This window comes from Paenibacillus sp. J22R232 (assembly GCF_056269165.1).
Genome location: NZ_JBWDNK010000003.1, coordinates 378,278 through 405,154, shown reverse-complemented (window position 1 = coordinate 405,154; position 26,877 = coordinate 378,278). Strand labels below are relative to the sequence as shown.

The 26,877-nt window shown below is 49.2% G+C and carries 23 protein-coding genes and 1 tRNA gene; 5 read left to right on the top strand and 19 right to left on the bottom strand.

The features are described 5' to 3' along the window. The 13 genes from yihA to AC0YN3_RS12715 form a co-directional block, all read right to left on the bottom strand. Positions 1-588 (bottom strand): ribosome biogenesis GTP-binding protein YihA/YsxC, encoded by a 588-nt coding sequence (yihA, locus tag AC0YN3_RS12775; protein ID WP_475775417.1) that lies wholly within the window; start codon positions 586-588, stop codon positions 1-3. Continuing rightward, entirely contained in the window at positions 585-2,954 is a 2,370-nt protein-coding gene (gene lon / locus AC0YN3_RS12770) for an endopeptidase La (RefSeq protein ID WP_475775416.1), read from the bottom strand. The genes yihA and lon overlap by 4 nt, the downstream gene beginning before the upstream one ends. A gap of 37 nt (positions 2,955-2,991) precedes the next feature. Then, entirely contained in the window at positions 2,992-4,695 is a 1,704-nt protein-coding gene (lonB, locus tag AC0YN3_RS12765) for an ATP-dependent protease LonB (RefSeq protein ID WP_475775415.1), read from the bottom strand. A gap of 342 nt (positions 4,696-5,037) precedes the next feature. Then, positions 5,038-5,280 carry a hypothetical protein gene (locus tag AC0YN3_RS12760; protein ID WP_475775414.1) on the bottom strand — a complete coding sequence of 81 codons (243 nt, stop codon included), beginning with the start codon at positions 5,278-5,280 and terminating at the stop codon, positions 5,038-5,040. 11 nt (positions 5,281-5,291) lie between these two features. Then, positions 5,292-6,518 carry a Ger(x)C family spore germination protein gene (locus AC0YN3_RS12755; RefSeq protein ID WP_475775413.1) on the bottom strand — a complete coding sequence of 409 codons (1,227 nt, stop codon included), beginning with the start codon at positions 6,516-6,518 and terminating at the stop codon, positions 5,292-5,294. Beyond that, positions 6,515-7,618 carry a GerAB/ArcD/ProY family transporter gene (locus AC0YN3_RS12750; RefSeq protein WP_475775412.1) on the bottom strand — a complete coding sequence of 368 codons (1,104 nt, stop codon included), beginning with the start codon at positions 7,616-7,618 and terminating at the stop codon, positions 6,515-6,517. The genes AC0YN3_RS12755 and AC0YN3_RS12750 overlap by 4 nt, the downstream gene beginning before the upstream one ends. Then, positions 7,615-9,270, bottom strand: coding sequence for a spore germination protein (locus tag AC0YN3_RS12745; protein ID WP_475775411.1), 1,656 nt, complete (start codon positions 9,268-9,270; stop codon positions 7,615-7,617). Before AC0YN3_RS12745 ends, AC0YN3_RS12750 begins: the two co-directional genes overlap by 4 nt. Then, the gene (locus AC0YN3_RS12740; protein WP_475775410.1) at positions 9,267-10,364 is read right to left on the bottom strand and encodes a GerAB/ArcD/ProY family transporter; all 1,098 of its coding nucleotides are present in this window, start codon (positions 10,362-10,364) and stop codon (positions 9,267-9,269) included. The genes AC0YN3_RS12745 and AC0YN3_RS12740 overlap by 4 nt, the downstream gene beginning before the upstream one ends. A gap of 348 nt (positions 10,365-10,712) precedes the next feature. Next, positions 10,713-11,822: a flavodoxin-dependent (E)-4-hydroxy-3-methylbut-2-enyl-diphosphate synthase gene (ispG, locus tag AC0YN3_RS12735; protein ID WP_183557585.1), complete on the bottom strand. Its 1,110-nt coding sequence runs from the start codon at positions 11,820-11,822 to the stop codon at positions 10,713-10,715. A gap of 194 nt (positions 11,823-12,016) precedes the next feature. Next, positions 12,017-13,273 (bottom strand): ATP-dependent protease ATP-binding subunit ClpX, encoded by a 1,257-nt coding sequence (gene clpX, locus AC0YN3_RS12730; protein WP_076271649.1) that lies wholly within the window; start codon positions 13,271-13,273, stop codon positions 12,017-12,019. A 16-nt stretch (positions 13,274-13,289) separates the two neighbouring features. Then, the gene (gene clpP, locus AC0YN3_RS12725; RefSeq protein ID WP_053374767.1) at positions 13,290-13,883 is read right to left on the bottom strand and encodes an ATP-dependent Clp endopeptidase proteolytic subunit ClpP; all 594 of its coding nucleotides are present in this window, start codon (positions 13,881-13,883) and stop codon (positions 13,290-13,292) included. A 230-nt stretch (positions 13,884-14,113) separates the two neighbouring features. Continuing rightward, positions 14,114-15,403 (bottom strand): trigger factor, encoded by a 1,290-nt coding sequence (gene tig, locus AC0YN3_RS12720; RefSeq protein ID WP_475775409.1) that lies wholly within the window; start codon positions 15,401-15,403, stop codon positions 14,114-14,116. Between the two features lie 88 nt (positions 15,404-15,491). Next, positions 15,492-16,397, bottom strand: coding sequence for a hypothetical protein (locus AC0YN3_RS12715; protein WP_475775408.1), 906 nt, complete (start codon positions 16,395-16,397; stop codon positions 15,492-15,494). Positions 16,398-16,634: 237 nt separating this feature from the next. Here AC0YN3_RS12715 and AC0YN3_RS12710 point away from each other — a divergent pair. Then, a tRNA-Arg gene (locus AC0YN3_RS12710) sits at positions 16,635-16,711 on the top strand. A gap of 274 nt (positions 16,712-16,985) precedes the next feature. After that, positions 16,986-17,093: a dihydroorotate dehydrogenase gene (locus AC0YN3_RS12705; RefSeq protein ID WP_212758534.1), complete on the top strand. Its 108-nt coding sequence runs from the start codon at positions 16,986-16,988 to the stop codon at positions 17,091-17,093. A gap of 398 nt (positions 17,094-17,491) precedes the next feature. Here the strand turns inward: AC0YN3_RS12705 and AC0YN3_RS12700 are convergent, their stop codons facing one another. Then, complete coding sequence (locus AC0YN3_RS12700; RefSeq protein ID WP_475775407.1) at positions 17,492-18,100, bottom strand: P-loop nucleotide/nucleoside kinase family protein; 609 nt, start codon at positions 18,098-18,100, stop codon at positions 17,492-17,494. Between the two features lie 151 nt (positions 18,101-18,251). Then, the gene (locus AC0YN3_RS12695; protein ID WP_475775636.1) at positions 18,252-18,575 is read right to left on the bottom strand and encodes a hypothetical protein; all 324 of its coding nucleotides are present in this window, start codon (positions 18,573-18,575) and stop codon (positions 18,252-18,254) included. A 151-nt stretch (positions 18,576-18,726) separates the two neighbouring features. Between AC0YN3_RS12695 and asnB the strand changes: the two genes are divergently transcribed. Beyond that, entirely contained in the window at positions 18,727-20,571 is a 1,845-nt protein-coding gene (gene asnB, locus AC0YN3_RS12690) for an asparagine synthase (glutamine-hydrolyzing) (RefSeq protein WP_475775406.1), read from the top strand. Positions 20,572-20,675: 104 nt separating this feature from the next. Here asnB and AC0YN3_RS12685 read toward each other — a convergent pair whose 3' ends face one another. The 3 genes from AC0YN3_RS12685 to AC0YN3_RS12675 form a co-directional block, all read right to left on the bottom strand. After that, the gene (locus AC0YN3_RS12685) at positions 20,676-21,338 is read right to left on the bottom strand and encodes a non-canonical purine NTP pyrophosphatase (protein WP_475775405.1); all 663 of its coding nucleotides are present in this window, start codon (positions 21,336-21,338) and stop codon (positions 20,676-20,678) included. Between the two features lie 5 nt (positions 21,339-21,343). Next, positions 21,344-22,081 (bottom strand): ribonuclease PH, encoded by a 738-nt coding sequence (rph, locus tag AC0YN3_RS12680; protein WP_475775404.1) that lies wholly within the window; start codon positions 22,079-22,081, stop codon positions 21,344-21,346. Positions 22,082-23,060: 979 nt separating this feature from the next. Further along, positions 23,061-24,110, bottom strand: a complete 1,050-nt coding sequence (locus tag AC0YN3_RS12675; protein WP_475775403.1) for a GerMN domain-containing protein — start codon at positions 24,108-24,110, stop codon at positions 23,061-23,063. 131 nt (positions 24,111-24,241) lie between these two features. Here AC0YN3_RS12675 and AC0YN3_RS12670 point away from each other — a divergent pair, with 131 nt between their 5' ends. Both AC0YN3_RS12670 and AC0YN3_RS12665 read left to right on the top strand, forming a co-directional pair. Then, positions 24,242-24,781: a phosphatidylglycerophosphatase A family protein gene (locus AC0YN3_RS12670; protein ID WP_183557559.1), complete on the top strand. Its 540-nt coding sequence runs from the start codon at positions 24,242-24,244 to the stop codon at positions 24,779-24,781. A gap of 136 nt (positions 24,782-24,917) precedes the next feature. Beyond that, positions 24,918-25,598 (top strand): TIGR00266 family protein, encoded by a 681-nt coding sequence (locus AC0YN3_RS12665; RefSeq protein ID WP_183557556.1) that lies wholly within the window; start codon positions 24,918-24,920, stop codon positions 25,596-25,598. Between the two features lie 221 nt (positions 25,599-25,819). Here AC0YN3_RS12665 and glpX read toward each other — a convergent pair whose 3' ends face one another. Next, entirely contained in the window at positions 25,820-26,791 is a 972-nt protein-coding gene (gene glpX, locus AC0YN3_RS12660; protein WP_475775402.1) for a class II fructose-bisphosphatase, read from the bottom strand. Between the last annotated feature and the right edge of the window lie 86 nt (positions 26,792-26,877).

The following is a 26,877-nucleotide window of genomic DNA, read 5'->3' as shown; positions in this document are numbered from 1 at the left end:
TCATGTAGCAATCGCTTCGTTAATAATATCCCAAAGCTGCTCTCTTCCAATACCCAATTCCGACGAAAATAAAACAACGGAATCGCGCGGATCCACTTCAAGCGTTTTTTTGACCATTTTGATATGCTTGTCCCATTTCGACTTTGGAATCTTGTCCGCTTTCGTTACGACGACACAGGTTGGAATTTCGTAGTGCTTCAGCCATTTGTACATCTGCTGATCCTGCTCCGACGGCTCATGGCGGATATCAATGATCAGAAGCTGCAGCTTAAGCGGCTCTCGGCCTTGCAGATACCGCTCAATCATTTCTCCAAACAGCACGCGCTGTGTCTTCGAAACCTTTGCATAGCCATAACCCGGAAAATCGACCAAATAAACCAGGTCGTTTACCCGGTAATAGTTAAGCTGCTGCGTTTTCCCAGGCTGCGAGCTCGTTCTTGCTAAGTTTTTGCGTAAAATAAGTTTGTTGATCAATGAAGATTTTCCTACATTCGAACGCCCTGCCAGAGCAATCTCTGGCAAGGCGTCTTCTGGATATTGGTGGGGCTTTACTGCACTGATGACGAACTCTGCTTGTGTAATTTTCATAAAATCGATGTACCTGCCTTCTCCTCCGTTTGAACCGGAAGCAACGCATGCTGCAGCACTTCATCCATATGACTGACAGGAAAAAATTGCATATCATGACGTACGCTGTCGGGAATATCCCTTAGATCCCGTTCATTATCTTTCGGCAACAGTATCGTGCGAATTCCTGCCCGATGCGCGGCTAGCGATTTCTCTTTCAAGCCGCCGATCGGCAGCACACGGCCTCTGAGCGTTATTTCACCAGTCATCGCTACTTCTTTGTTCACGTAACGGTTCGTTAGCGCTGAAATAAGAGCTGTTGCAATGGTAATGCCCGCAGATGGGCCGTCTTTTGGAATAGCGCCCTCTGGAATATGAATATGAATATCGTTTTTCTCATGGAATGACGGATCAATGCCAAGCTCGTTCGCTTTCGAGCGGGTATAGCTGAACGCAGCTTGGGCCGATTCTTTCATGACATCACCTAGTTTACCAGTTAACGTTAGCTTTCCGCTACCAGGCATTACGGTAACTTCAATTACAAGCGTGTCTCCGCCAACCTCCGTCCAAGCCAAACCGGTCACCGCGCCGATTTGATTCTCGCTCTCGGCAAGACCATAGCGGAACTTTGATGGCCCAAGCCATTCCTTAAGCAGCTCGCTCGTCAGCTCAAGCGGCTCCAATATTTCGGTTTGCTCCTGGGAAACGAAATGCTTGGCTGCTTTCCGGCATACGGCTGCAATTTGCTGCTCCAAATTACGGACGCCTGACTCGCGCGTATACTCCCGAACGAGCTGCAGCAGCACCTCTTCTTTGATAACCAAATGCTCTTCCGTCAGCCCATGCTCTCTCTTCTGCTTCGGCAGCAAGTAACGCGTACCGATTTGCAGCTTCTCAAGCTCCGTGTACCCGGGAATATACAGGACCTCCATACGGTCAAGCAGCGGACGAGGAATATTATGAAGCGCATTGGCAGTCGTAACAAACATCACGTTGGATAAATTAAACGGCACTTCAACGTAATGGTCACTGAATGTGTTGTTCTGCTCGGGATCTAGTACCTCCAATAGCGCAGATGCGGGATCTCCGCGGAAATCCTGTGCCATCTTGTCGATCTCGTCAAGCAAAAAGACCGGGTTCAACGATCCAGCGGTTTTCATTCCTTGAATAATGCGGCCAGGCATCGCTCCAACGTAGGTGCGGCGATGTCCGCGGATCTCGGCCTCATCGCGTACGCCGCCAAGCGAAATACGCACGAACTTACGGCCGAGCGACTTGGCGATTGAGCGCGCCAGCGACGTCTTGCCGACACCCGGAGGACCGACTAGACAAAGGATCGGCCCTTTCAGCTGCTTTACAAGCTGCTGAACAGCCAAATACTCAAGCACCCGCTCCTTTGGCTTTTCTAATCCGTAATGGTCATCATTAAGAATCGCTTCGGCCTTGCTCAAGCTTAAATCGTCATCCGTCGTCTTGTTCCACGGCAGGGAAAGAAGCCAATCGATATAATTGCGAATGACGCCGCCTTCGGCAGAGGTAGACGGCATTTTCTCGAGACGATCGATCTCCTTCTCGATTTTCTCTTTAACCTGTTCAGGCACCCCCGCTTCCGCGAGCTGTGAGCGCAGCTCCTCTACTTCGCCAGCGCGGCCCTCTTTCTCGCCAAGCTCCTTCTGGATCGCCTTCATCTGTTCACGCAAATAATATTCCTTTTGCGTTTTTTCCATTTGCTTCTTTACGCGCTGGTTGATTTTACGCTCCAGCTCAAGTACCTCGCGCTCGTTATTGAGAATATCAAGCAGCTTCTCTAGACGCTCCCCGACATCCACTGTTTCAAGAATATCCTGCTTATCCTTGATTTTGAGTGACAAATGGCTTGTTATCACGTCCGCAAGTCGGCCTGGATCATCAATATCGGATACGGCCGCATAGGTTTCGGGCGTAACCTTTTTCGATAAAGAGATGTAATGCTCGAACTGGTTCAGTACGGAGCGCATAAGAGCGTCAACCTCAGGATCATCCGTCTCCTGCTCCGGCAATTCTTTCACGGACACTTCATAAAATTCATCATTCGGCAAATAGTCCAAAATCTCAGCGCGCGACACGCCCTCCACCAATACGCGGATCGTGCCGTTCGGCAGCTTCAGCATTTGCCTTACCTTCGCAATGGTGCCGACTTTATAAATATCTTCCTCCGTCGGCTCCTCGATGTTCACTTCAGACTGTGAACAAAGCAATATCATATGATCTTCGACCATCGAGCGCTCAAGCGCCCGCACCGATTTGTCCCTACCCACATCAAGGTGAAGCACCATGCTGGGATAAACGAGTAGCCCTCTCAGCGGAAGCAAGGGCAGCCGACGGCCTTTCGTTTTACTAGGTCCCACACCAGCACCTCCAATTGTTAACGTCTACCCTAGTTTATCATTCTACGGAATCAGCCTGCAAATAGGGAACGGCGGAAGCGATAAAAAGATCGGTTCCAAACGGAGCTTCCACCCGTACCGAGGAGTTTTCCGCACCAGGAAATACATACTTGAATACTTCTTCTACCTTTTCGACCGGAATCACCTTAAGACCTTCCAGGTCCGCGAAAATCGCCTGCCAATTTTCTCTTGGAATGATGACCGTATTCGCTCCAGCTTGAAATGCAGCCTCAACCTTGGCCAATACGCCGCCGACCGGCTTCACATTGCCGTGAATGCCGACCTCGCCGGTCATAGCCAGCTTATTGTCGATCGGAATTCCTTTGATTGCCGACGTGATGGCGGTCGCCATCGCAATGCCTGCGGAAGGCCCATCGATAGGAGTGCCGCCCGGGAAATTAATGTGCAGGTCAAAATCCTGCGGATTTAGACCTATGCGCCGCAAGACGGTAAGCACATTCTCGACCGATCCCTTCGCCATGCTCTTTCTTCTCAGCGTTCGTGAACCGCCGCCGAGCTCTTCCTCATCCACGACGCCTGTAATCGTGAACTGCCCTTTGGAAGCAGCCGCCGGAATCGCGCTCACTTCGATTTCAAGCAACGTCCCCATGTTCGGGCCGTACACGGCAAGGCCGTTCACGAAGCCAACCTGAGGCGCATCCGGCACTTTGCGGTCGGGACGCGGAGGAATCTGGCTGCTGTTCACTACCCACTCGATATCCCCGGCAGCAATGCTATCGCGTTTCTCAGACAAAGCCACGCCAGCGGCCAATTGTATGACGTTAACCGCTTCACGGCCATTCGTCGCATAGCGTTTGACGACATCGATGGCTTCCGGGCAAGGCGCAAAGCCGATTTTTTTCACTGCGTTTTCGGCGACCAATCCAATTTCTTCCGCTAGCAGCGGGCGAAAAAACACCTCCATGCAGCGGGAGCGGATCGCTGGCGGAATTTCCTGCGGCGAGCGCGTTGTCGCGCCTACAAGCCTGAAATCCGCCGGCAGTCCGTTTTGGAATATATCATGGATGTACACCGGGATGTTGGAGTCTTCGGAATTGTAATAGGCACTCTCCAGAAAAACCTTGCGGTCCTCCAGCACTTTTAACAATTTATTCATCTGAACCGGATGCAATTCACCTATTTCGTCAATAAACAATATGCCGCCGTGCGCTTTCGTGACTGCACCAGGCTTCGGCTGCGGGATACCGGCCACGCCCATGGCTCCAGCGCCTTGATAGATCGGATCGTGGACCGAGCCGATCAACGGATCAGCAATTCCGCGCTCGTCAAAGCGAGCCGTAGTCGCATCGATTTCCGTGAACTTTGCTTCCGGCAAAAACGGCGAGGAAGGATTCTTTTTCGCTTCCTCCAACACGACGCGCGCAGCCGCGGTTTTACCGACGCCTGGCGGGCCATAAATGATCACATGCTGCGGATTAGCGCTGCATAGAGCTGCCTTGAGAGCACGCAGTCCATCGCGCTGGCCGACGATATCCTGCATCGCCTGTGGCCTTGTTTTCTCCGCAAGGGGCTTCGTTAGGGACACGCTTCTCAGCTTCCGAAGCTTGTCCATTTCCTTCCTCGACTCCCGATCGACCGCAGAGCGGTTCGTCTTCTGATTGCGCAGCAAATTCCAGAAATACAAGCCGATTACAACGGCAAAAAAAACTTGGATCAACATCAACACAACACTTAAACTCATAACATTCCGCTCCTTTCAAGCGTAAACGGTCGTAACCGTGTAATAGTGAAGACTCGTTTCGCGTAGAAATCGAAGGCTCATGGAGAAATGCCCCATGCTTCGATTTCAAGCGTAAACGGTCGTAACCGTGGAGTTGTGGATATGCGGATCAGCCCACGTATTCGCGAACTTATATGGAAATATTGTTAATTTTTCCATTATTATTTTTTCGACTTATTTATGGAGCACCTTCTTCGTTGCCAGATGAGCATGCTTTCCGTATTTTTCACTCGTATTGGATAGTATTGCCCCTACGAAGTGGTAATAACCGTTAATTGCCGTTAATTTTACAATAAGCGCACCTCAACCCATCCAGCTCATGATGTTCATGAAACGCTTGAGCGGGGCAATGAATAGCGTGATTGGCGAAATGACTGTAATCGCTGGCCAGTTATACCACTTCGATCCTAGGAGATACGCCGTCCATAGTAGCATGACCGAGTAGACAATAAAGTTGCGGTACAAGCCTTTTTTTATTAACAGCCTGTACCCTATCCCCATCGCAACAGCAAGCGTCAAAACAAACCATACGGTAATATAACTCATGCTCATTCTCCTTATTTTTTGCCCTCTCTTAATTTGTTGACGTCAATCGGCTGATTGCTGAGTCCTACATTCGTAATCGTAATTTCAGCTGACACCTCGAGTTTAATCGTAGAGAAATATTGATCCCAATCCTTCTTCCATTCTCGCCACTGCTTGCGGTACTTTCTATGCGCCATATCTGCAAAACCCACTGCATCGGTTTGCAAGCGCTGAGCCGCTTTCCATCCTGCGTTCGTGAAACTTTGCACATCTTTCTCCGCCGCGGTTTCCAATGCATCGACGATCTCGGGTTTATACAAATCCATGGACGAACAGTCTGATTGGGAAAGCACGGCTTTTCCTTTAATGTGGGCTCTCACCGTCATCTTCCCCTCTTCCAAAGATGGCTGAAGCGCCGTAGAGGAATCTGAAATTTGTAGAGTCAAATACTTGTTTTCCTCGTTCGGGCAAGCAAACGTCAGCATCGTATTCTTAACGTCATTGCGTAAAAACGCTACGCCGAGCGACTCCTTGCGCGAGAGCCAACCAACCATTTTATCTTTTTTAATAACGGCTACTCTGCCTAGCTTGATCTTGGCGGGCAAGGTTGTGCTTTCAAAAACCTTAAGCGAGGAAGCATCCGAATTACCTGCTACGAAAACTTCGGGAAGCAGCGCGCTTCCTGAATCGCTAGCCAAATTCATAGCCAGCTGATACAGCTTCACCTCAGGCAGTACAGACGTGAATTTAGACTCCAAGTGATTGATTTCCCTAATGCCGTCACCAGAAATTTTTGAGATTTGCATCATTTGCTCTAGAATCCTGCGGGCGCTGCCGGGGGCGATGAGCACATCAACGGTTTCACGCGCGTCTGTGTTTCTCAAATAGACGTCCAATACGGGATTCAGCCCACGGCGTGCCGTATCTTCGCTGACGATCAAGACCCGGTTATGTGCAAAATACAGCTTGCGGGGGCTTTCAAAAAAGCTTCGCGCATTTGCCTCCCTAATCGTTTTCCCCGTGGTCGAATATACGTTAACTGGCGCCCCTGCTCCTCCTCCTGTTATACCGATGCCAGATGAGATTGAAGACGGGATGACTACTTGAAAGGAAATGAGCCAATCCTCGCCTTTCCTATCTACCGAGGTAGCCGACGTTATGGCAAGCTCATTGAGCTCGATTCGGTTCCAGCAGCCAGTGAGTAGAAGCGAGCAAAGGACATATACTGCTGCAGCACTCCAAATTCGGACTCTTCTCATAGGCCCTCCAAAGACGGCATCGCCTTATGCTTCGTCAAATGCAGACCTGCCCAAACCAGGATGCATACGGCGTAATTGTTGAGCAGAAAGTAAAGGGTCAACGTCGTATAGCTGAATTCGGCTACGACCACGTTGCTTGGCCAGGCAAACAAGGCAGTAGCAAGAATAAAAACGCCTCCGGCTGCATAATGGCTGAAATGAGGCGTGAGCTTAAAGGTCTGTTCCGTGAGCTGAAAAAAACCGAACGTAAAGATGGACACCTGAGCAAACATGGAGGCCGTCCAAGCCGAAATGAGAAACACGTCAACCCGCTCAATGAATTGACCGATTTCAACCGTTCCGATCGCCGCAAAAGCAGGATATGAAATCGCTCCTATGATCTTGGTTCCGAATACCGCGATTGTGACCATCGTGACACACATAAATATGGTGCCGGAAATTACTGTCCCCCAAATGGCCACTTTAATGGCTGAGGCAGGTTTTTCTAAGTAAGGCATAAGCAAAAGCAAAACGGCGATTTCGGAGAGGCATCCGAGCGGCATAAGCATCGCTTCCACATGATCCGCTGGCGGACTCTCAATGATCGGCAGAAATTGATTGAAGTCGAACTGTCCCCATATCAACAAAATGTTAAAGCCTACAAAAAACATAAAAAACAAAAATACGACAAAAATGACGCGGGCCAATGATTCGATTCCTTGCGACGCGATGTATACGGAAACTAGCACGATGATTCCTGCGAGCATGACCATCGGCGTAGTCATAAGCGCCTGCTCGGACATGAAATTGGAAAATTGCCTGACTATCGCGACCGAAGCTACAAAATAATATACGCAGAGTACTAGCCCAAGCCCGGTGGATATCACTTTCCCAAACCGACCTTGGAGCCACTTCAGCAGCGGCTGCCGATCCCCTTTCATACATGTATGTCCGATTACAACCGCAAGCAGCAGTGAAACAGCCAGAGCCAGCATTACCGAAATCCAGCCGTCCTGTTTCGCAATTTGAATCACAAAGCTTGGTATGTAGAACAAAGAGCTGGGAACGATTGCGACCACGACAATAACGATCGCCTGCAAGGTCGTTATACGCTGCTTCACTGCTGTCCGCCCCCTTTTTGAGTATGCTCATCATCTGTTTCCGTAAGGCTGCTAGGCGTGCTCTGACGTACGGTTCCCGCTTGATTCTGATAGAGGCTCGGCCGTTTCTTCATCGCCCACCAAGGAACCCGAATAAAGACATCCTTTAAGTTGCCAGGAATAAGCGGCGCGATCGGCGCCAAATACGGAACGCCAAACGAACGCAGCGCTGACAAATGGGTCAAAATCATCATAAGGCCCGCCAAAATCCCGAAGACACCGAAAGTGCCCGCAAGAATCATAAGCAGAAAACGGATCAAACGGGCAGCGGTACCCATGTTGACGGATGGAATAACGAAGCTCGCAATCGCCGTAAACGATACGACGATAACCATCGCGGCCGAAACAAGCCCAGCCTGTACAGCTGATTGACCTAGGACTAGGGCGCCGACGATCGAAATCGCGGGTCCAATGATGCGCGGCATTCTTACGCCGGCCTCACGCAAGATTTCGAACGTCACCTCCATGATCATCGCTTCAATTAAAGCGGGAAAAGGAACCCCTTCCCTTTGAGCGGCGATACTGATTAACAGCTGGGTTGGCAGCATTTCTTGGTGAAAGGTCGTGATCGCAATATAAATGGATGGCAGCAGCATCGATGCAAAAAAAGAAAAGAAACGAATGATCCGCAAAAAGGTGGAAATATCATAACGCTGATAATAATCCTCGCTCGATTGAAAAAACTTAACGAAAGTAACGGGGGCGAGCAGCACGAACGGCGTACCGTCTACGACAATAGCGAATTGCCCCTCAAGCAACCCTGCCGCTACCGCATCAGGTCGTTCGGAGTTCTGCAGCAGCGGAAACGGCGTAAAGGTTTTGTCTTGAATAAACTCCTCGATATACCCGCTCTCCAAAATGCTGTCCGTATCGATTAAATCCAATCTTCGGCGAACTTCCTCAATGACTTTATCGTCAGCTATTCCTTTCATAAAAACGAGCGCAATCGTTGTACGCGTCTGATGCCCGATTATTTTGTATTCCATGCTCAAATTCGTTGACTTAATCTTGTTGCGGATTAGCGCCGTATTAATGTGAAGCGTTTCGGTGAAGCCTTCCTTCGGACCGCGAACGACGGTTTGCGTACTCGGCTCCTCGACAGATCGTTTTTCCACTCCGCAGGTATATGCCGCAATTGCTTCCTTATATCCATCAAGCAGCACGATTGAATTGCCTTCAAGCATCGCATGCAGTACTTCGTTAATGCTATCAAGCTTTCGCACGCCCCCTACCGCCAGGGAACGATACATCACGCAATCGAAGGGTGATTCCTCCTGCTCGGAGCCGCTGCTCAGTGGCGGCTCCGCTATCATGCTCATCACAAGCAGATTGACCGCATTCACATCCGTCATGCCGGCAATGTACAGCAGGGCCGCTTTGCTGCTTTTGAACATATGCAAATGTCTAATGATGATATCAGGCTGGGTGCCTAGCTCGTCGGTAACCATTTTTATGTTCAGATCCAATTCGGTCGACAATCGTTTTATATCTTCTTCATTCTTAGCATTGCTGTCCTTTTTTTCACGCTCAGCATTGCTGTCCCTTTTTTCATTTTTAGAATTACCGTCTTTTTTATCATCCTTAACATTGCCGTCTTTTTTTTCCTCACTCATTTTGCATGCACCTTTTCACTCCGTCTCTTTTTGATGATGGCCAGCACAAGAAGCAGTACGGGAATCCATATTTGCAGGATGGGGAAATGATACTTTACGTTATATTGAAATCCGAACCACACTTGTTCCATATAGTTTCTGAACATAAAAGAACCAAAATAAATGATTGATCCTATTGTCAGAACGGCAGCAGTCATAGGTGCATTCGTCATTTGTCTCATAGCCAGCACCGCTCCGAAATAATACGCGGTAAGTTTGAAAAACACGCCCGTAAACAGGAGAAGCGCTACCAGCGGATCAATCCGCTCTAAAAACTGAGCGAAATCGATCAAGTTCGTCATTTGCATCAAGGGAATCGTCACTTTGCCGGCGAGGCTGCCCAGGCCCGCGAGAATAAAGAAATTCGTAAATGTAATAAACAAACCAGAAAACAAAAAACATTTTATGACCAGGCTCACCATATTTCCTTTATGCTCCGAATACTTCCAAAACATCATAAACAAAATGAGCTCGCCGAACGGAAATGAAATAAGCTCTGGCACGGCAGCTTCCCATACCGGTTTGAAACCATCGTCAAGCACAGGGGTTACGTTCTCAACATGCAGCAGTCCTGACCATGCGACTAATAAAAACAAAAAAATATAAATGATGATAACGACGGGCAGAATCGCTTCGGCCATTCTGAAAAAAACATCCACGCCATGAAAAACCGTATAGGTTGCCAATAGGCAGACCACGAGTATGAGTACGGGCAGAGGGGTTTGCGGGAGCAAATACATAATCATCAAATCGCCGAACTCTCTGACGTTCCGGATCGACTTATAACAGAAATACAAAACATAGGTGATGGAAACCACATAACCGAGAGGCTTTCCCATTAATTCGAAAATGATTTCCACTAAATTTTTTTGCGGCATCAAACGGTACAAGGTTAAATTAACGCCCCCTAATATGAGCAAGCCGCAGAGCATTCCAACTATTACGGCAAGCCAAGCGTCCTTGGAAGCATCACTAGCGAGCAAAAACAACGAGGAGCTGCCGATCAGAAACAATACGATCATGGATCCAAGCTGATTGAGACTAATCCGCTCCAAATTCTCCCCGCCTTTATTTCTGAGATGTAATCAATATTTTTCCTTCAATTCCGTAAATTATGCGTCTTTGGCAAAAGTAACTGTATTCGCTGCAAATAAGAAGAAACGCCTGACGGCGTCCTTTCAATAGACGCCAACGATTCGGCGAAACATATAGAGATAGGATGAGCAAACTCATATCCTTTCCTATACGTCAGGAAGAAACGGCTTAGCCGTCCTCTGCAGGAGGAGGATATCCGTTTCTCGGAGAAGTAGAAAAATACGTTATCGCGTGAAACCCATACAGTCTCATATTAAAAAAAATAGGCTTACCGCATCCAGATTGGATGCAATAAGCCTATTTTTTATTTATGCTGGCGCATGGTGTTTCCGGCCCGGAATTTCTCCGGTTGCTTCAAACACGCGCACAATTTCGTCGATTTCCTTCTTCAGCTCGGCTAGCAATTCAGCTTCAGGTACCTTGCGAATAAGCTCGCCGTAACGGAACAGCATGCCCTCGCCTCTAGCGCCTGCGATACCGATATCGGCTTCCCGCGCCTCGCCTGGGCCGTTTACCGCACAGCCAAGGACGGATACTTTGATCGGCACCTTGATTTTGGAAATATATTCTTCGACTTCATTGGCAATAGAGAATAAATCGATATCAAGGCGACCGCAGGTCGGACAAGATACCAGCGTTGCCGCATTCGTTATAAGCCCAAATGTTTTGAGCAGCTCCCGAGCTACCTTAACTTCTTCAACCGTATCCGCGCTCAGGCTGATTCTCAGCGTGTTGCCGATGCCAAGCGCCAGTAACGCGCCAATGCCCGCCGAGCTCTTAATCGTCCCCGTGTGCAGCGTACCCGCCTCTGTAATGCCAAGGTGAAGCGGATACTTGATCACTTTTGCAGCCATAGAGTAAGCTGCGATAGCCATCGGCACATCGGAAGCTTTGAGTGAAACGATAATATCGTGGAAATCAAGCTCTTCCAAAATTCCGATATGGAAAAGCGCGCTCTCTACCATCGCTTCCGGCGTAGGATAACCGTATTTCTCAAGGAGATGGTTTTCCAATGAACCGGCATTAACGCCGATTCGAATCGGTATTCCTTTCTCTTTGCATGCCTTTACGACTGCTTCCACGCGCTCACGACGGCCGATATTGCCCGGATTGATCCGGACCTTATCTATGCCGTTCTCGATCGCAAGCAATGCCAAGCGGTAATCGAAATGAATATCTGCTACAAGAGGAATATGAATGCGTTTTTTGATTTCCTTGATTGCTTCAGCTGCTTCTTTGTTATTGACCGTAACTCGGACAAGCTGGCAGCCCGCCTCTTCCAGTCCCAAAATCTCCGCAACAGTCGCTTCGACGTCAGCTGTCTTCGTTGTACACATACTTTGAATAATGACCTCGTTACTGCCGCCAATCGTTAGATTACCGACTTTAACCGCCACTGTATCCTGACGCAAATACATAAGCTAATCTCTCCCATGAACGTCAAAGTCCACCCTTTGACTGGCGGCAATGACGCCGCGCGGCTGGGTGGAAACAATGACGGTAGTCAAGCGTAATCGGCAAAGCCGTCATTGGCGACAAACGCTCGTTACGCAGTTGGACTGCAAGCCCAGCATATCGCCCAAACTCACAGCCCATCTATTTGAACGCTAGCTTACGCGCTCTCTTCCTTCTTCTTGCTTTTCTTAGCAGTAAGCTCCGGCATAATTTTCTCTTGCACCGTTTGCTCAGTAATCAGACAAGTGCTCAGATCATCTCGCGAAGGCACTTCATACATGACTTCAAGCATGATGCTCTCAATAATGGCACGCAAGCCACGAGCTCCGGTGTTGCGTTTGATCGCTTCCTTTGCAATGGCATCAAGCGCAGCAGGCTCGAAATCAAGCTTCACGTTATCCATTTCAAGCAGCTTCTGGTACTGCTTCACAAGCGCATTCTTTGGTTCGGACAAAATCCGAACGAGAGCAGGCTCATCAAGCGGTTCAAGCGTGGAAATGATCGGCAACCGACCTACGAACTCCGGAATAAGACCGAATTTCAGCAAATCTTCCGGCAATACCATCGTTAAGTATTCGCCTGCCTTCAAATCCTTCTGCAGCTCGCCAGTCGAGCTGAAGCCGATCACTTTCTTGCCGATACGACGTTTGATCAAAGACTCGAGGCCGTCAAACGCACCGCCGCAAATGAACAAAATGTTCGTTGTATCGATTTGGATGAATTCTTGGTGCGGATGCTTCCGACCGCCTTGCGGTGGAACAGAGGCAACCGTGCCTTCCAAAATTTTGAGAAGGGCTTGCTGTACGCCTTCGCCAGATACGTCGCGGGTAATCGACGGGTTCTCTGATTTGCGGGCTACTTTATCAATCTCATCGATGTAGATAATGCCGCGTTCCGCCTTCTCTACATCGTAATCCGCAGCCTGAATGAGCTTAAGCAATATATTCTCAACGTCCTCGCCGACATATCCCGCTTCCGTAAGCGAAGTTGCGTCCGCAATCGCAAACGGCACATTCAAAATTTTCGCCATCGTTTGCGCAAGCAGGGTTTTACCGGATCCCGTAGGACCTAACAGCAAAATATTGCTCTTTTGCAGCTCGACGTCTTCGATCTTGCTGCCGGAATTAATCCGTTTGTAATGGTTGTAAACCGCTACAGACAACGATTTTTTCGCAAACTCTTGACCGATGACATAAGAATCCAGGATGGCCCGGATATCTTTCGGTTTCGGAATATCCTTAAGATCAAGCTCTTCCTCATTGCCGAGTTCTTCCTCAACAATTTCAGTGCACAGCTCGATACACTCGTCGCATATATAGACGCCGGGACCGGCAACCAATTTACGTACTTGATCCTGCGATTTGCCGCAGAATGAACATTTCAACTGGCCTTTTTCGTCGTTGAATTTAAACATGTAATCACCCCTTCGATTAAATCGTCGATACCGGTGCTGTAATCACCTTGTCAATCAAACCGTAGGCAAGAGCCTCTTCCGCGCTCATGAAATTGTCACGGTCGGTATCGCGGTCGATTTTCTCATATGGCTGTCCGGTGCGATCTACATAAATTTGGTTTAGCTTCTGCTTCGTTTTCAAAATCCAATCCGCATGGATTTTAATATCCGACGCCTGGCCGCGTACGCCGCCGAGCGGTTGGTGAATCATTACTTCAGCATTAGGAAGCGCAAAGCGCTTGCCTTTAGCTCCCGCAGTAAGCAGAAGCGAACCCATGCTGGCTGCCATCCCCATGCAAATGGTGGATACCTCAGGCTTAATATATTGCATCGTATCAAAAATACCCATTCCCGCAGTCACGGAGCCGCCGGGAGAGTTAATGTACAGATGTATGTCTTTCTCTGGGTCGTCGGCCGCCAGAAACAGCAGCTGTGCAATGATGGAGTTTGCAACATCATCATCGATTGCGCTCCCAAGGAAAATAATGCGGTCCTTCAGTAGACGGGAGTAAATATCGTAAGAACGCTCCCCGCGATTCGTTTGTTCGACTACGATCGGTACCAGATTCATGCGACCAACCTCTTTTCGTTTATGACTTTGGTTACTTACTTATTGTAACACGTAGTCGTAATGATGTCATTTTTCCACTTATACATTATACGACGACGTCCGTTCGATATGTACGGAGATTAGCCTCCAGAGCAAGCACAATTTCATATGTAGGGTCAAAATAAGGCACGTACCAATGACGTGCCTTATCCTGAGTGAAGCTTTTTATTCAGTTATACGTATGTGGCTTATTAAACAGCTTTGCTGTTTTCAAGCAAGAATTTGATTGTTTTGCGAAGCGCAATATCTTCTTGAAGGCTGTTAAGGTTACCGTTTTTCGAGAAGATTTCACGCAGCTCTTCGGAAGGACGGTTGTACGATTTGGATAGCTTCTCTAGCTCTTCATTTAAATCCTCGTCGTTAGCTGCAATGCCTTCAGCTTTGGCAATCGCGTCAAGCACAAGGTTGTTTAGAACGCGTTTTTCAGCGTCTGTACGCATTTGCTCGCGAAGCACGGATTCATTTTGGCCGGAGAACTGGAAGTAAAGATCCATGTTCATGCCTTGCATTTTGAGACGGTTTTCGAAATCCTTGATCATGTAGTCCGTTTCGGAAACGATCATCGGCTCAGGAATTTCAACTTCTGCTGCTGCTGTTGCTTTATCTACAACGGCAACTTCGCGAGCTTGCTCGCCTTCTTGAACTTTACGCTCTTGAAGCTTGCTAACAAGATCCTGCTTGTACTCTTCAAGCGTATCGAATTCGCTGACATCTTTGGCAAACTCATCGTCTAGAGCCGGAAGGCTCTTGCGTTTGATTTCGTGAAGCTTCACTTTGAACACTGCCGGCTTGCCTGCAAGGTGCTCTGCGTGGTAAGTCTCAGGGAATGTTACATCAACATCCTTGAAATCGCCGATTTGCATGCCTACGACTTGCTCCTCGAAGCCTGGGATAAAGGAATTCGAACCAAGCTCAAGCGAATAACGCTCGCCTGCTCCGCCTTCGAATGCTTCGCCGTCTACATAGCCGTCGAAATCGATGACAGTGATATCGCCGTTCTGCGCAGCGCCTTCTTCAACTACGGAAAGCTCAGCATGACGTTGTTGAAGACGCTCTAGCTCAGCAGCAATTTCTTCTTCGGTAACTTCAGCTACAGCCGTTTCAACTTCTAGGCCTTTGTATTCGCCAAGCGTAACTTCAGGCTTAACGATGACTTTTGCTTTGAACTTGAACGTTTCGCCTTTAGCGAATTGCTCAACATCAATCTCAGGACGGTCAACCGGCTCAAGATTGTGCTCGCTTACTGCTTCGGAATAAGCGTCAGGCAGCAGGATGTCGATTGCATCCTGGTACAGGCTTTCAATTCCAAAACGGGATTCGAAAATGCCGCGCGGCACTTTACCTTTACGGAATCCAGGTACGTTTACTTTTTGAACGACTTTCTTAAATGCTTGATCAAGAGCGACAGTGACTTTCTCCGCTTCAACCTCCACGTCGATCGACACGATGTTCTTGTCTATTTTTTCCCAAGTTGCTTTCATTTTATGCCTTCCCCTCCGAAAATGCTCATGCATCAGTAGTTATCACGTTTCATAAACCATTCTATTATAAACAAGCTGGGCCAGATTATCAAGACTCTGGTTCATCATCTCCGGATTGCTGCAGCACAGCAACCTGTCTTAATGCCTTGCAAGCTTGCTCATAACGGAATCTCAAGCCTTCGGTAATGCCGTATGTATCACGAATATCGTCATCGTTCGCCGAGCCGTATACAGTGAGAAGCAGCGTCAAATGCAGCGCAGCAGCGAAATAATCCACCGTATCGTCATCGTCTCTCAGCATCCAATGATATGCAGCCGTACCATACAAAAATTGCAAACTTTCCTTCCATAATTCTCTTGCGAAATGCGGCAATGTCGGATCATCGACCTCGGCAACCTGCTCGGTTCGCTCCAATATCCGGATGATCGGATTCGGAAACTCGTCCATAGAAAGCGGTATAACCTCCAGGTCAAGCTCAGTCGTTTCTCCGAGCCTCTCCAGCGTAATCGTGCCTGTCGCCCCGCGCTTCCTCAAGCATTGCAGCGCCTTGAACTGCACAACCGGATGAACCTGCTGGGTGACCAGCCAATTTTTGATCGTCTCGTCCATGTCCGGCGCCTGAATATAGGCTGCGCGTTCAAGGGCAAGAATCTGCTGATCGATCATCGGATGATTCTGCATGATGTAGAGCACTTGATTTACATAAGCTTCATCCTGGTCAGGAGGATTGAGAAGCTGCTCGCGTATCGTAGCTTCATCCTCTTCCTTTTCCCGTTTGGCTGCAATAAATCCCGCACCGTCTTCTGCATTCCCATCCTCAGGGAAAGCCATATCGAGCCATGTCAGAAGACTGTCCCACTCTTCATAATGGCGCGCGTCCTCGCCCTGGCATTGCAGCAAAAACCGCAGCAACTCCTTGGCCTCCCCGTATTGCTCCGCTTCTAGCATACGGGTTAACTGTACCTGATAATGGTCCAGCATGCTAGGGAACAAATAAACGTTGTCCTTGTTGTCGCTTTGTGCGTCATTGGGAGTTGTAATGATAACACCGCCTTATGGTCACGCCGTTTGTTCATACGTACAATCTTGCGTTCGATTATACCATGTACAATCAAAAGAAAAAACAAATGTCGTTTTCTTAAGGGTTTTTAACCGATTTCCATCTAAAAAAGCAAAAAAACAAAATAAAGCTTGCAATAAAATATTCTCTTATGATATATTATTGCTTGTGTCCCGGTAGCTCAGCTGGATAGAGCAACGCCCTTCTAAGGCGTCGGTCGGGAGTTCGAATCTCTTCCGGGACGCCATTAACAACAAATTGAATCTTGCTTTAATACAAAGCTGCAATTCCTTTCGTTTTCAAAGGATTTGCGGCTTTTTTTATGTACAGCTTCTGCCATCGCCTGTCCGCCTTCCTTTCATTTTACACTTTTTTTACACGCATGAAACATGCCGCATCATTCAAGTATAGGCCATGGCAAAGCCGATAGGCCAATATCATTACATCACAAACACCCAAACACCGACCGCCGTCCTCGCATAATCTAAACTGTACTCAAGTTGCTGGGAGGTGGATGTTTAATGGGTGGTTATGTCGGTGGTGCCAACAGTATCGGTTTTATCCTTGTATTGTTCATTTTGCTGGTAATTATCTCTCGCGGTACTGGCTTTGGTTTCGGCGGTTACTAATTTCTATGAATAAAATAGTCATGACGTAACCTCCATGCGTTCGGACTGCTTCATTTCTTAGAACTATATTGCATAGGGCCATTCCATGGACCCTATGCATTGCTGTTTCTATAGAGTGAACCACATATTTGATTTGGCAAAGGCTGCCCTCAACCGTAAAAAGCGAGAAGCAGTCTTTTCACCGTTGCTGCCGCTGGAACAACCCTGTATTGTAAGGCCATTTAGAATGGACACCTCTAACGGGCGGCGGGGCAATTGCTTCTGGCAGTGGTGGGTAGTTCTATACTCCTGTCGGCTCGAAGTCCAAGCATGCCTGGCAAACTACAATAAAAAAGGGTGTTCCTGAAGGACATTATCCTTTGGAACACCCCTGCGTTTGAATCGGTATCAACAAGCATCTATGCAGTCATCGTTGCTTTCTTCTCGCTAACGAAATGGTATAATTGCTCTGATTTCTCCGCTGTCAGCTCGCCGCTATTGTCAAAAATAAGAATGGAAGAGCTCGGGATATCCCAATTGATCTGCGGTACGAATTCAATGCGCTTCTCAAAGTCGCCCCAGTTGTCCAGCTTCCACTGGTCACGCTCCGTCTGCCGCCCGATAATTCGATTCTTTTGCAGCTCCATATCCTGAAGCGTCACGACCACAACCTTTATGTCTACCGTTTGGAGCGACAAGCCCGCCGATTCAACGACCTCTTCGATCCATTGCTTATTTTTGAGCTCCGCCGTAAACGGGGAGATCATAAACACGTTTTGCCCCGCAGCGAGATTCTCGATACATACATCCTTCGCCGTGTCATATTCCAAATCGCGCAAATGCTTCTTGTAATACTCCGAATCGCGATCCCGTTTGTCTAGTCCGTTAAGCTCGAGTATTGCTTCGACAAATCTGCCCCCGATCGTATCACGATCCAGAAATGCCGCTGGAATGCGATCTGCCAGCTTCCTCGCTACCGTTGTCTTGCCTGTGCCTGCTACTCCCACGAAAAAAACCAACTTTTGCAAAGCGATAAACCTCCACTATTTTTGTAGAAGTATATCATTTTTTGTTTGATTTTAATAGAACAGGATCATGCTTCAACAATGCAAGGCTTCTATTCATCTTCGTTCAATAGTCCGACTGCCTCTCGCCAGCGGCCGGACTGCTTATACCCGCCTATAACAGCTGCATCGATTCAATATGGCGCTTCGTCGTTTCGGTTCCATGCGCATGCAGATTTTTGTAAATTCGTTGGATAAGGTCGTCATATCCCCCGTTAATTTCGCTGTCGCTCGCCGATCCAAACGGCGAATGGGAGAAATGGAACATCTCTGCCTCATCCATGCTGGACAGCTCGTCAAACAGCTCCCGCAGCTTGATATGCTCCTCCTCGCTCAGGCTGACTTCAAGCTCGTAAGCCGCCGCTTGCGGATCCTCTAATATTTGCCCCGCCTGAACGGATACATAATAGCTCTTGCGCTCCACTCCGCCTGCTTCCATATCAACCACGTCTCACACGCTCCTTTTTTTGTATCTAGGCTTTATACAGACACCTCTAGCATCCCCCATCGGACAGACATTTTATCCCTTTTTCTGCATATAACTGATATTATCGCTAATTTGAGACCAGCAAAAGAGAGGAATGAGATCGATGTGTGGAATTACGGGCTGGATCGATTGGAACCGTGATCTGACTAAGCAAAGCGAAAGCTTAGAGAAGATGACCGACACCCTTGCACCGCGCGGTCCCGACGCTTCCGGTACGTGGATATCGGCGCATTGCGCTTTAGGCCACCGCCGATTATCCGTCATTGACCCGGAGAACGGCGCACAGCCAATGATACGCCATACCGGCGATGACAAATATGTCGTTGTCTATAACGGGGAATTGTACAATGCACCTGAGCTTCGCAAGGAGCTTGAGGGCAGAGGTAGAGCTTTTACGACAAATTGCGATACAGAAGTACTGCTGGTTGCCTATATGGAATGGGGCAAAGCTTGCGTGGAGCGTTTTAATGGGATTTTCGCATTTGCGATATGGAACGTTGCTGAACAGGAATTATTTCTCGCGCGTGACCGGCTTGGCGTAAAACCTTTGTTCTATAGCGTACAGGATGGTTTGTTCATATTCGGATCGGAACAAAAGTGCATATTAGCGCATCCTGCTGTGAAGCCTGAGGTCGGCGCGGAAGGTCTTGCCGAAATATTCATTCTCGGTCCTGCGCGAACCCCCGGCCACGGTGTATATAAACAAATTAGCGAGCTTAGGCCCGGCCGCTGCATGACGGTCAATCACTCCGGCGTCAAGACCGTTACGTATTGGCAGCTTGAGAGCTCTCCGCATGCGCAGAGCATCGAGGAAACGGCAGAGCAGGTAAAAGAACTGTTGAAGGATACCGTCGAGCGCCAGCTCGTATCAGACGTCCCCGTATGCACGCTTCTATCCGGGGGTCTCGATTCCAGCGCATTAACAACTCTTGCCGTCCAATACTACAATGAAAACGGGCAAGGGAACGTGCATACCTATTCGGTCGATTACACGGATAATGACAAGCATTTCAAGGCGCATGCCTTCCAACCCAACAGCGATGCGCCATGGATCGAGAGGATGACTACACATCTCGGAACCATCCATCACCCGATCCAATTCGATACCCCGGAGCTGGTCAACGCCTTGAAAGCAGCTACTCTCGCACGGGATCTGCCCGGGATGGCAGACGTCGATGCCTCGCTGCTGCTCTTCTGCCATGAGATTAAAAAGGATGCGACGGTCGCGATATCCGGGGAAGCAGCTGACGAAATTTTCGGAGGATATCCGTGGTTCCATCGCGAGGAGGCGCTTAATGCCAACACGTTCCCTTGGTCGCTCGCCTCAGCCATGCGCGCTGACCTGCTTGCCCCGGACGTCGCAGCCTGGATCAAGCCAATCGACTATATCGGAGACCGATATGCGCAAGCAATCGGGGAAGTCCCCCATCTTGACGGAGAAAACGAGCAGCTGCGCAAAATGCGCCAAATGTCTTACTTGAATATTACCCGCTTCATGCCAACGCTTCTCGATCGCAAGGATCGCATGAGCATGGCGGCTGGACTTGAGGTGAGGGTGCCTTTCTGCGATCATCGGCTCGTCGAATATGTATGGAACATCCCTTGGGAAATCAAGACGTCCGGCGACCGGGAAAAAGGCATTTTGCGGAAGGCGCTGCGCGGCGTTCTTCCCGACGACGTATTGACCCGTAAAAAGAGTCCTTACCCTAAAACGCATAACCCCAATTATTTGGCGGCGGTCAAAGGCCTTCTGCTGGACGTACTGAATGATCCGGCTTCTCCGCTGCTTCCTCTCATTAATGTCGCAAAGGTTAGGGAGCTTGCCGAATCGGATTCCGCAAAGTCGAATATCCCATGGTTCGGTCAGCTCATGTCAGGCCCCCAGCTGTTCGCGTACTTGTACCAAGTGAACCTCTGGCTGAAGCAATATAAAGTTGTCATCGGTTAACCGTACGCTCTGCTCTCTTAGCAAACAAAATCAAACACCCCCGGCTGCTGGGATGCCTATTCAACGGCATTCTTGCTGCTGGGGGTGTTTCATTGGTTCGAGTCTTACGCCTGCTCCAATTGGGGAAGCAGCACTCTCAGCGCTTCGCCGCGGTGGCTGATTTGCTGTTTTTCTTCTTTCGTCAGCTCAGCCATTCCGCGGTTTAAACGAGGCAACCAAAACAAAGGATCATAGCCAAACCCGCCATCGCCATGTGGTTTGTCCGTTATCACGCCGTCTACCGTTCCTTCTGCTTCAATAAACAGCCCGGTCGCCGGATCATACAGCGCTAGCGCGCAAACGAATTGAGCCTCGCTAAGCAGCTGTGAGCCGTCATCGAGCCTGCCGAGTTCCGGCAAGCTGCCTTGCTGATGCAATCGTTTAAGCTCGCGTACAAGCTTCTCGTTATTGTCTCCGTCCGATGCATGCTCTCCCGCATAACGCGCCGAATACACGCCGGGAGCGCCGTTAAGCGCCGTTACGCGTAGGCCTGAATCATCAGCCAGCACAGGCACGCCAAGCGTGTCGCCGGTCGTCTTGGCTTTGATGCGCGCGTTAGCCGCAAATGTGTCGCCGTCCTCCACAATATCGGGAATCTGCGGGTAATCATGCAAACTTAGCGTTTCCTTGCCAAGCTTCTGAAGCGCATGCGCGAATTCCTTTACCTTGCCCGCATTTTTGGTAGCCACCACAATCTTCTCATGCAGAAGCAGCTGTTGCTTTGACATAACGGTTAGCCTCCAATACGAGCAGCCAATGGCCCAAGAATCTCGCGCTGCTTGCCGATCAACTCCACTATGCCCGCTTCTCCGAGAGCAAGCAGCTGATTAAGCTCTTCACGGGAGAACGGCGCATCCTCGCCAGTGCCCTGCACCTCTACGAATTTCCCATTGCCAGTCATGACGACATTCATGTCGACCTTTGCCTTGGAGTCCTCTTCGTAATTCAGGTCCAGCATCGCTTTCTCCTGAATTACGCCAACGCTTACCGAAGCCAAGAAATCAGTAATGGGGTATTTGGCGAACTGGACCTTCTCCGAAATTTTGTTCACTGCAATCGTTAGCGCAATGAATGCTCCGGTAATCGAAGTCGTACGCGTTCCTCCATCGGCTTGGATAACGTCGCAATCCAGCGTAATCGTACGTTCGCCGAGTGCTTGCAAATCTACGACCGAACGCAGCGCGCGTCCGATGAGACGCTGTATTTCCATTGTCCGTCCCGTAAGCTTGCCTTTGGCTGCCTCGCGGATGTTGCGTGAATGCGTTGCCCGCGGCAGCATGGCATACTCGGCATTAATCCAGCCTTTACCTTGCCCCTTCATAAAAGGCGGAACCCGGTCCTCTACGCTGGCCGTACAAATCACCTTCGTTTCTCCGACCTCAATAAGCACGGACCCTTCTGCATATTTGTTGACGCCTGTCGTTATGGTTACCGGCCGAAGCTGGTTCGGTTGCCGACCGTCGTTTCTCATTGTTATTTCCTCCTGAGTCATGCGTAATATAGTTTAGATAATCCTTGGATTCCATCGTACAATCTTTCCTATTCTAACAAAGTAACCTTTGAATTGCATCCGCGCCCGCGAAAAAGATATCCAAGTGCTGCCGTTGGCCTACGAGCCTAATTAAAATACAAAAAGGGGCTGTCCCATAAGTCAGTAGTTTGACGATGTAATATCTTTATTATTCAGCTTAAACGGCAAACTGCACATAAACTGCACATTTAAATGTTCTTCCGATCGCCATTGTTCTGGGATTCCTTTGTAACGCCAAACTGAACATAAACTGCACATTTAAATGTTCTTCCGATCGCCATTGCTCAGGGATTCCTTTGAATCAACTTGAAAAGGTTGGAATCCCTTCACAAAAACGAACGCTGACGCTTCTCCAGAATCATTTAAATGCTCCGTTTACAAATGCAATATAACCGTTGTTATTTAGCGGAAACCGCAAACTGAACATAAACTGCACTTTTAAATATTCTTCCGAACGCCATTACTCAGGAATAACTTTGAATCAACGAGGATAGGCCCTAATCCCTTTACAAAAACGAACGCTGACGCTTCTCCAGAATCATTTAAATGCTCCGTTTACAAATGCAATATACACATTGTCATTTAGGGGAAACCGCAAACTGAACATAAACTGCACATTTAAATGTTCTTCCGATCGTCATTGCTCAGGGATTCCTTTGAATCAACTTGAAAAGGTTGGAATTCCCTCACAAAAACGAACGCTGACGCTTCTCCAGAATCATTTACATGCTCCGTTTACCATCTTTTTCTAAATAAATCAGCAAGGGACCAAAATCAAAAACAAGCGTTGCAGAGGGCTTCTCTGCAACGCTTGTTTAATGCGAATTTCTTCTTATTTTCGATTGCGTGAGCTGCTTCTTCAGGGAGCGACCCTCTTTTGTGTCAGCCTCTTCAGTCTAATTATGCAATCATAGCTTAATTATGACTTAATGGCGTTAACGTGATGCGGGCGGCTTACCGGCTCACTGTAGGATTGGTCCTTCATGTCCACGATGTTCGCTTCCCCATTCACTTTAATCTGAACGGCAGCCGCGCCAGTGCTTTCAGTGACCGAGAGCACGAGAGCTTGCAGCATCTCAGTCGGCAGCTTCTGTCCTTCTTGATACGCCTCGTCCTTCAAATCGACGGTCACCGTGTTCCCTTCCCGAACGATGTCGTTCACGAGTACGTCAGGAAGAATCACGCTGGTCAGCTCTTTTTTGTTAAGCGGTCCGGATATCAGCTGCTCGAGCGCTGCCTTGGCAGGATCCGAAGAGCGGGCGACTAGCCGCGTGACCGGTACGTAGTATTGCTCATCGTTCAAGGTTTGAGCGGAGAAATAAAGCGTGACCGGCGTCGACTGTCCATAATTGACGCCTTCAGCCGCTTCGATATTAATGCCTACCGCCCGCGTAAGCTTCTCATCCAGCGGATAGCCGTCTACCGGCATTTCCGGCAGCTTGGCGCCTTCATACCAGATCTCGACGCCCTCAATGCCTGTCATGGCCGTCAGCGTCCATGTAATGGCTTCTACGATCGTGCGCTCATCCTGTGCGTTATAATCGGCGAAAGGCTCAGAGAATTCGACCGTTGCCAGCTTTTGCTCTTTATCGAATTTGTAAGACATAATTTGCGTGCCCTGCGGGATGACGGCGCGGAAATCCTCCGGAAGCTGGCTGGCATACGCGCCATTCTCGACCATCATCTCAAGCGCCTTCTGACCTGCTTGTTCGTTAGCGCCAAGCGTAGTCTGCAGAGAGATCGGCGCCAAGTAGCCGTTCCGATCCTCGAGGTATACCGTCATCTGCGTTTCTCCTCCAACGACTGCCTGTCCGGTTTCAGCATTGTCTACCCCGTCTTTAACCTCAATCTGCGGCGGGTCGATTGACTGGCTTGTCTCCTGAGAAAATAATCCGCAACCGGATGTAAGAATCGGCAACACGAGAACTCCTGAAAGTACGGCACCCCTAATCCATCTTTTTTGAATCATATTGACCTTTCCTCCCTAATCGAGTTTTGCCTGGCGGCTTTGTACAACTCCTTATTTGTAGTACTATGTATACGAGCCCTTCCCTTTTTTAGACCAGTTTTGTCCATAAAATCCTAAGGGGGAACAAAAACATGTCCAATCCCGAAATTTATAGCCTTAATAGCCGCAAAGTGGCAGAGGCTACAGACGAATGGCTCATCAAGCGCGGTGTAACAAAGATGGCGATCGCCGAGCTCGTGCATTTCCTGCAAAAGGATTATTTCCCTGACCTGACGCCTGAGGATTGCATCGTTCATGTCGACGCCGTCCTGTCCAAGCGGGAGGTTCAGAATGCCGTATTGACGGGCATACAGCTCGACATCCTTGCAGAGGAAGGCAAGCTCATGGCTCCGCTTCAAGATATGATCAAGCATGATGAAAGCCTTTATGGATGCGATGAGATATTGGCATTGTCGATCGTCAATGTCTACGGCAGCATCGGTTTTACGAACTTCGGATATGTCGACAAGCTCAAACCGGGCATATTGGTTAAGCTGAATGACAAAAGCGACGGGGAAATCCATACGTTTCTAGACGACATCGTCGGCGCAATCGCCGCATCGGCCGCCAGCCGGATCGCTCACCGCAGGCAAGCGGAGCGAGAGGGCGTAACGCAGCCGCCCCTCGATTAAACCGGGATTTCGAAGCCGGATTTTGCTTCGCAAAACCTAAGCATATGCTTTCGATGTTGGATTTTGCTTCGCAAAACCTAAGCATATGCTTTCGATGTTGGATTTTGCTTCGCAAAACCTTTAGGAGGTTCCCTACATGAACTACGATATATTCTACAAAGGCGCTTTTGCCATGCTGAAGGTTAAGCTTAATCCAGGGGAAAGCGTAAAGGCTGAGATGGGGGCAATGGTCTCCATGTCGCCGAGCATCGATCTCAAAGGCACGACGGATGGCGGCTTTATGCGCGGACTCGGCAGAATGCTAAGCGGGGAAACGTTCTTCTTTCAGGAAATGACGGCAAACAGGGGACAAGGTGAAGTTCACCTTGCTCCTCCTTCACTCGGCGATATCGAAGCGATTGAGCTGGATGGCTCATACAAGCTTTATGTGCAGAAGGATGGCTTTCTGGCCGGTACAAGCGGCATTGAGGTCAATACCAAGATGCAAAACCTAGGCAGGGGACTTTTGTCTGGCGAAGGTTTTTTTATCGTGGAAATCAGCGGGAAAGGCACCGTTTTTCTCTCCTCCTATGGCGCTATCCATGCGCTTAACTTAGCGCCGGGAGAAGAAGTCATCATTGATAACGGTCATTTGGTTGCGTGGCCGGGCTACATGAACTACACGATCGAAAAAGCGTCCAAAGGCTGGCTCTCCAGCATTACGAGCGGTGAAGGTCTCGTTTGCCGATTTCGGGGCGAGGGGGTCGTGCTTATCCAGAGCCGAAATCCGGCAAGCTTTGGAAGCTGGCTGAAAAAATTCATTCCCGGCGGCAGCTAACCACCTGCTGTTGAACCGCATGCGTTAGCCATAACCAGGACTCATAAGCTAAAGCCAGCACGTCTCCCGGCATGCTGGCTTTCTCTATTTTGAGCCAGCATGCCGGGAGACGTGTTACTGGTTGCGAACCAAAAGCTCCTCATCCCCGCGCATATGCAGCAGGATAAGGAGCAGGCATTTACTTTCTTAGTGCTGGAAAACGAATGAATACGTTTCTTCCTTTACTTGCCGCTGTTTAGAAATGACTTGTTTGGCAAGTAATGCAGCGCGCGAACGAAACGAACGGTTTTGGTCTTCGCACGCATGACAATGGAATGCGTCTCTGCCCGCTGGTCCGGGAAATATTGAACCCCGCCTAGAAACTCGCCCGGCGTCACGCCTGTTGCCGCAAAATACACGTCTCCCGTACCGATCATATCCTCCATCGTCAGAACGCGGTACGGATCCTCGATCCCCATTTGAACGCAGCGATTATATTCGTTGCCGTCGGCAGGCATCAACCGCGCTTGCAGCTCGCCTCCCAAGCACTTCAGCGCCGCAGCGGCAATGACACCCTCAGGAGCTCCGCCGGAGCCCACATACAAATCAATACCCGCCTCAGGGAATGCAGGGGCCATAGCTCCCGCAACATCGCCGTCCGAAAGAAATTTGATGCGTACGCCGACCTTGCGCAGCACCTTTACGATAGATTCATGGCGCGTTCTGTCCAGTATCATGACCGTTAAATCCGAAACCTTTTTATTTAATGCATCCGCCGCTTTCCGCAGCGTCACGTCCATTGGATCGGTAATAGACAATTTCCCGACTAAAGCAGGACCGAAAGCCAGCTTCTCCATATACATATCCGGTGCGTGGAGCAGTTGGCCTTTCCCTGCCACTGCCAAGACGGACATCGCGTTGTTTAGACCCTTCGCGACTATTTCGGTGCCTTCAAGCGGATCTACGGCTACGTCAACCTCCGGTCCGTTCAAGCTGCCTACTTCCTCGCCGATATAAAGCATCGGCGCTTCGTCCATTTCCCCTTCGCCAATGACAACCGTGCCGCGAATGGATACCGAATCAAACATGTAACGCATGGCGGAAGTCGCCGCGCCGTCCGCGCTATTCTTATCGCCTCTCCCCATCCACGGTGCCGATGCGAGTGCCGCAAGCTCCGTTACCCTCACAAGCTCTAATGCCAATTCTCTCTCCATGTCATCCAGTCTCCCTCTACTCTCATATGACGGAACAGATCATTAGCGTACATGTTGAAGTCATTTCCGTTATTTAATATGTATCA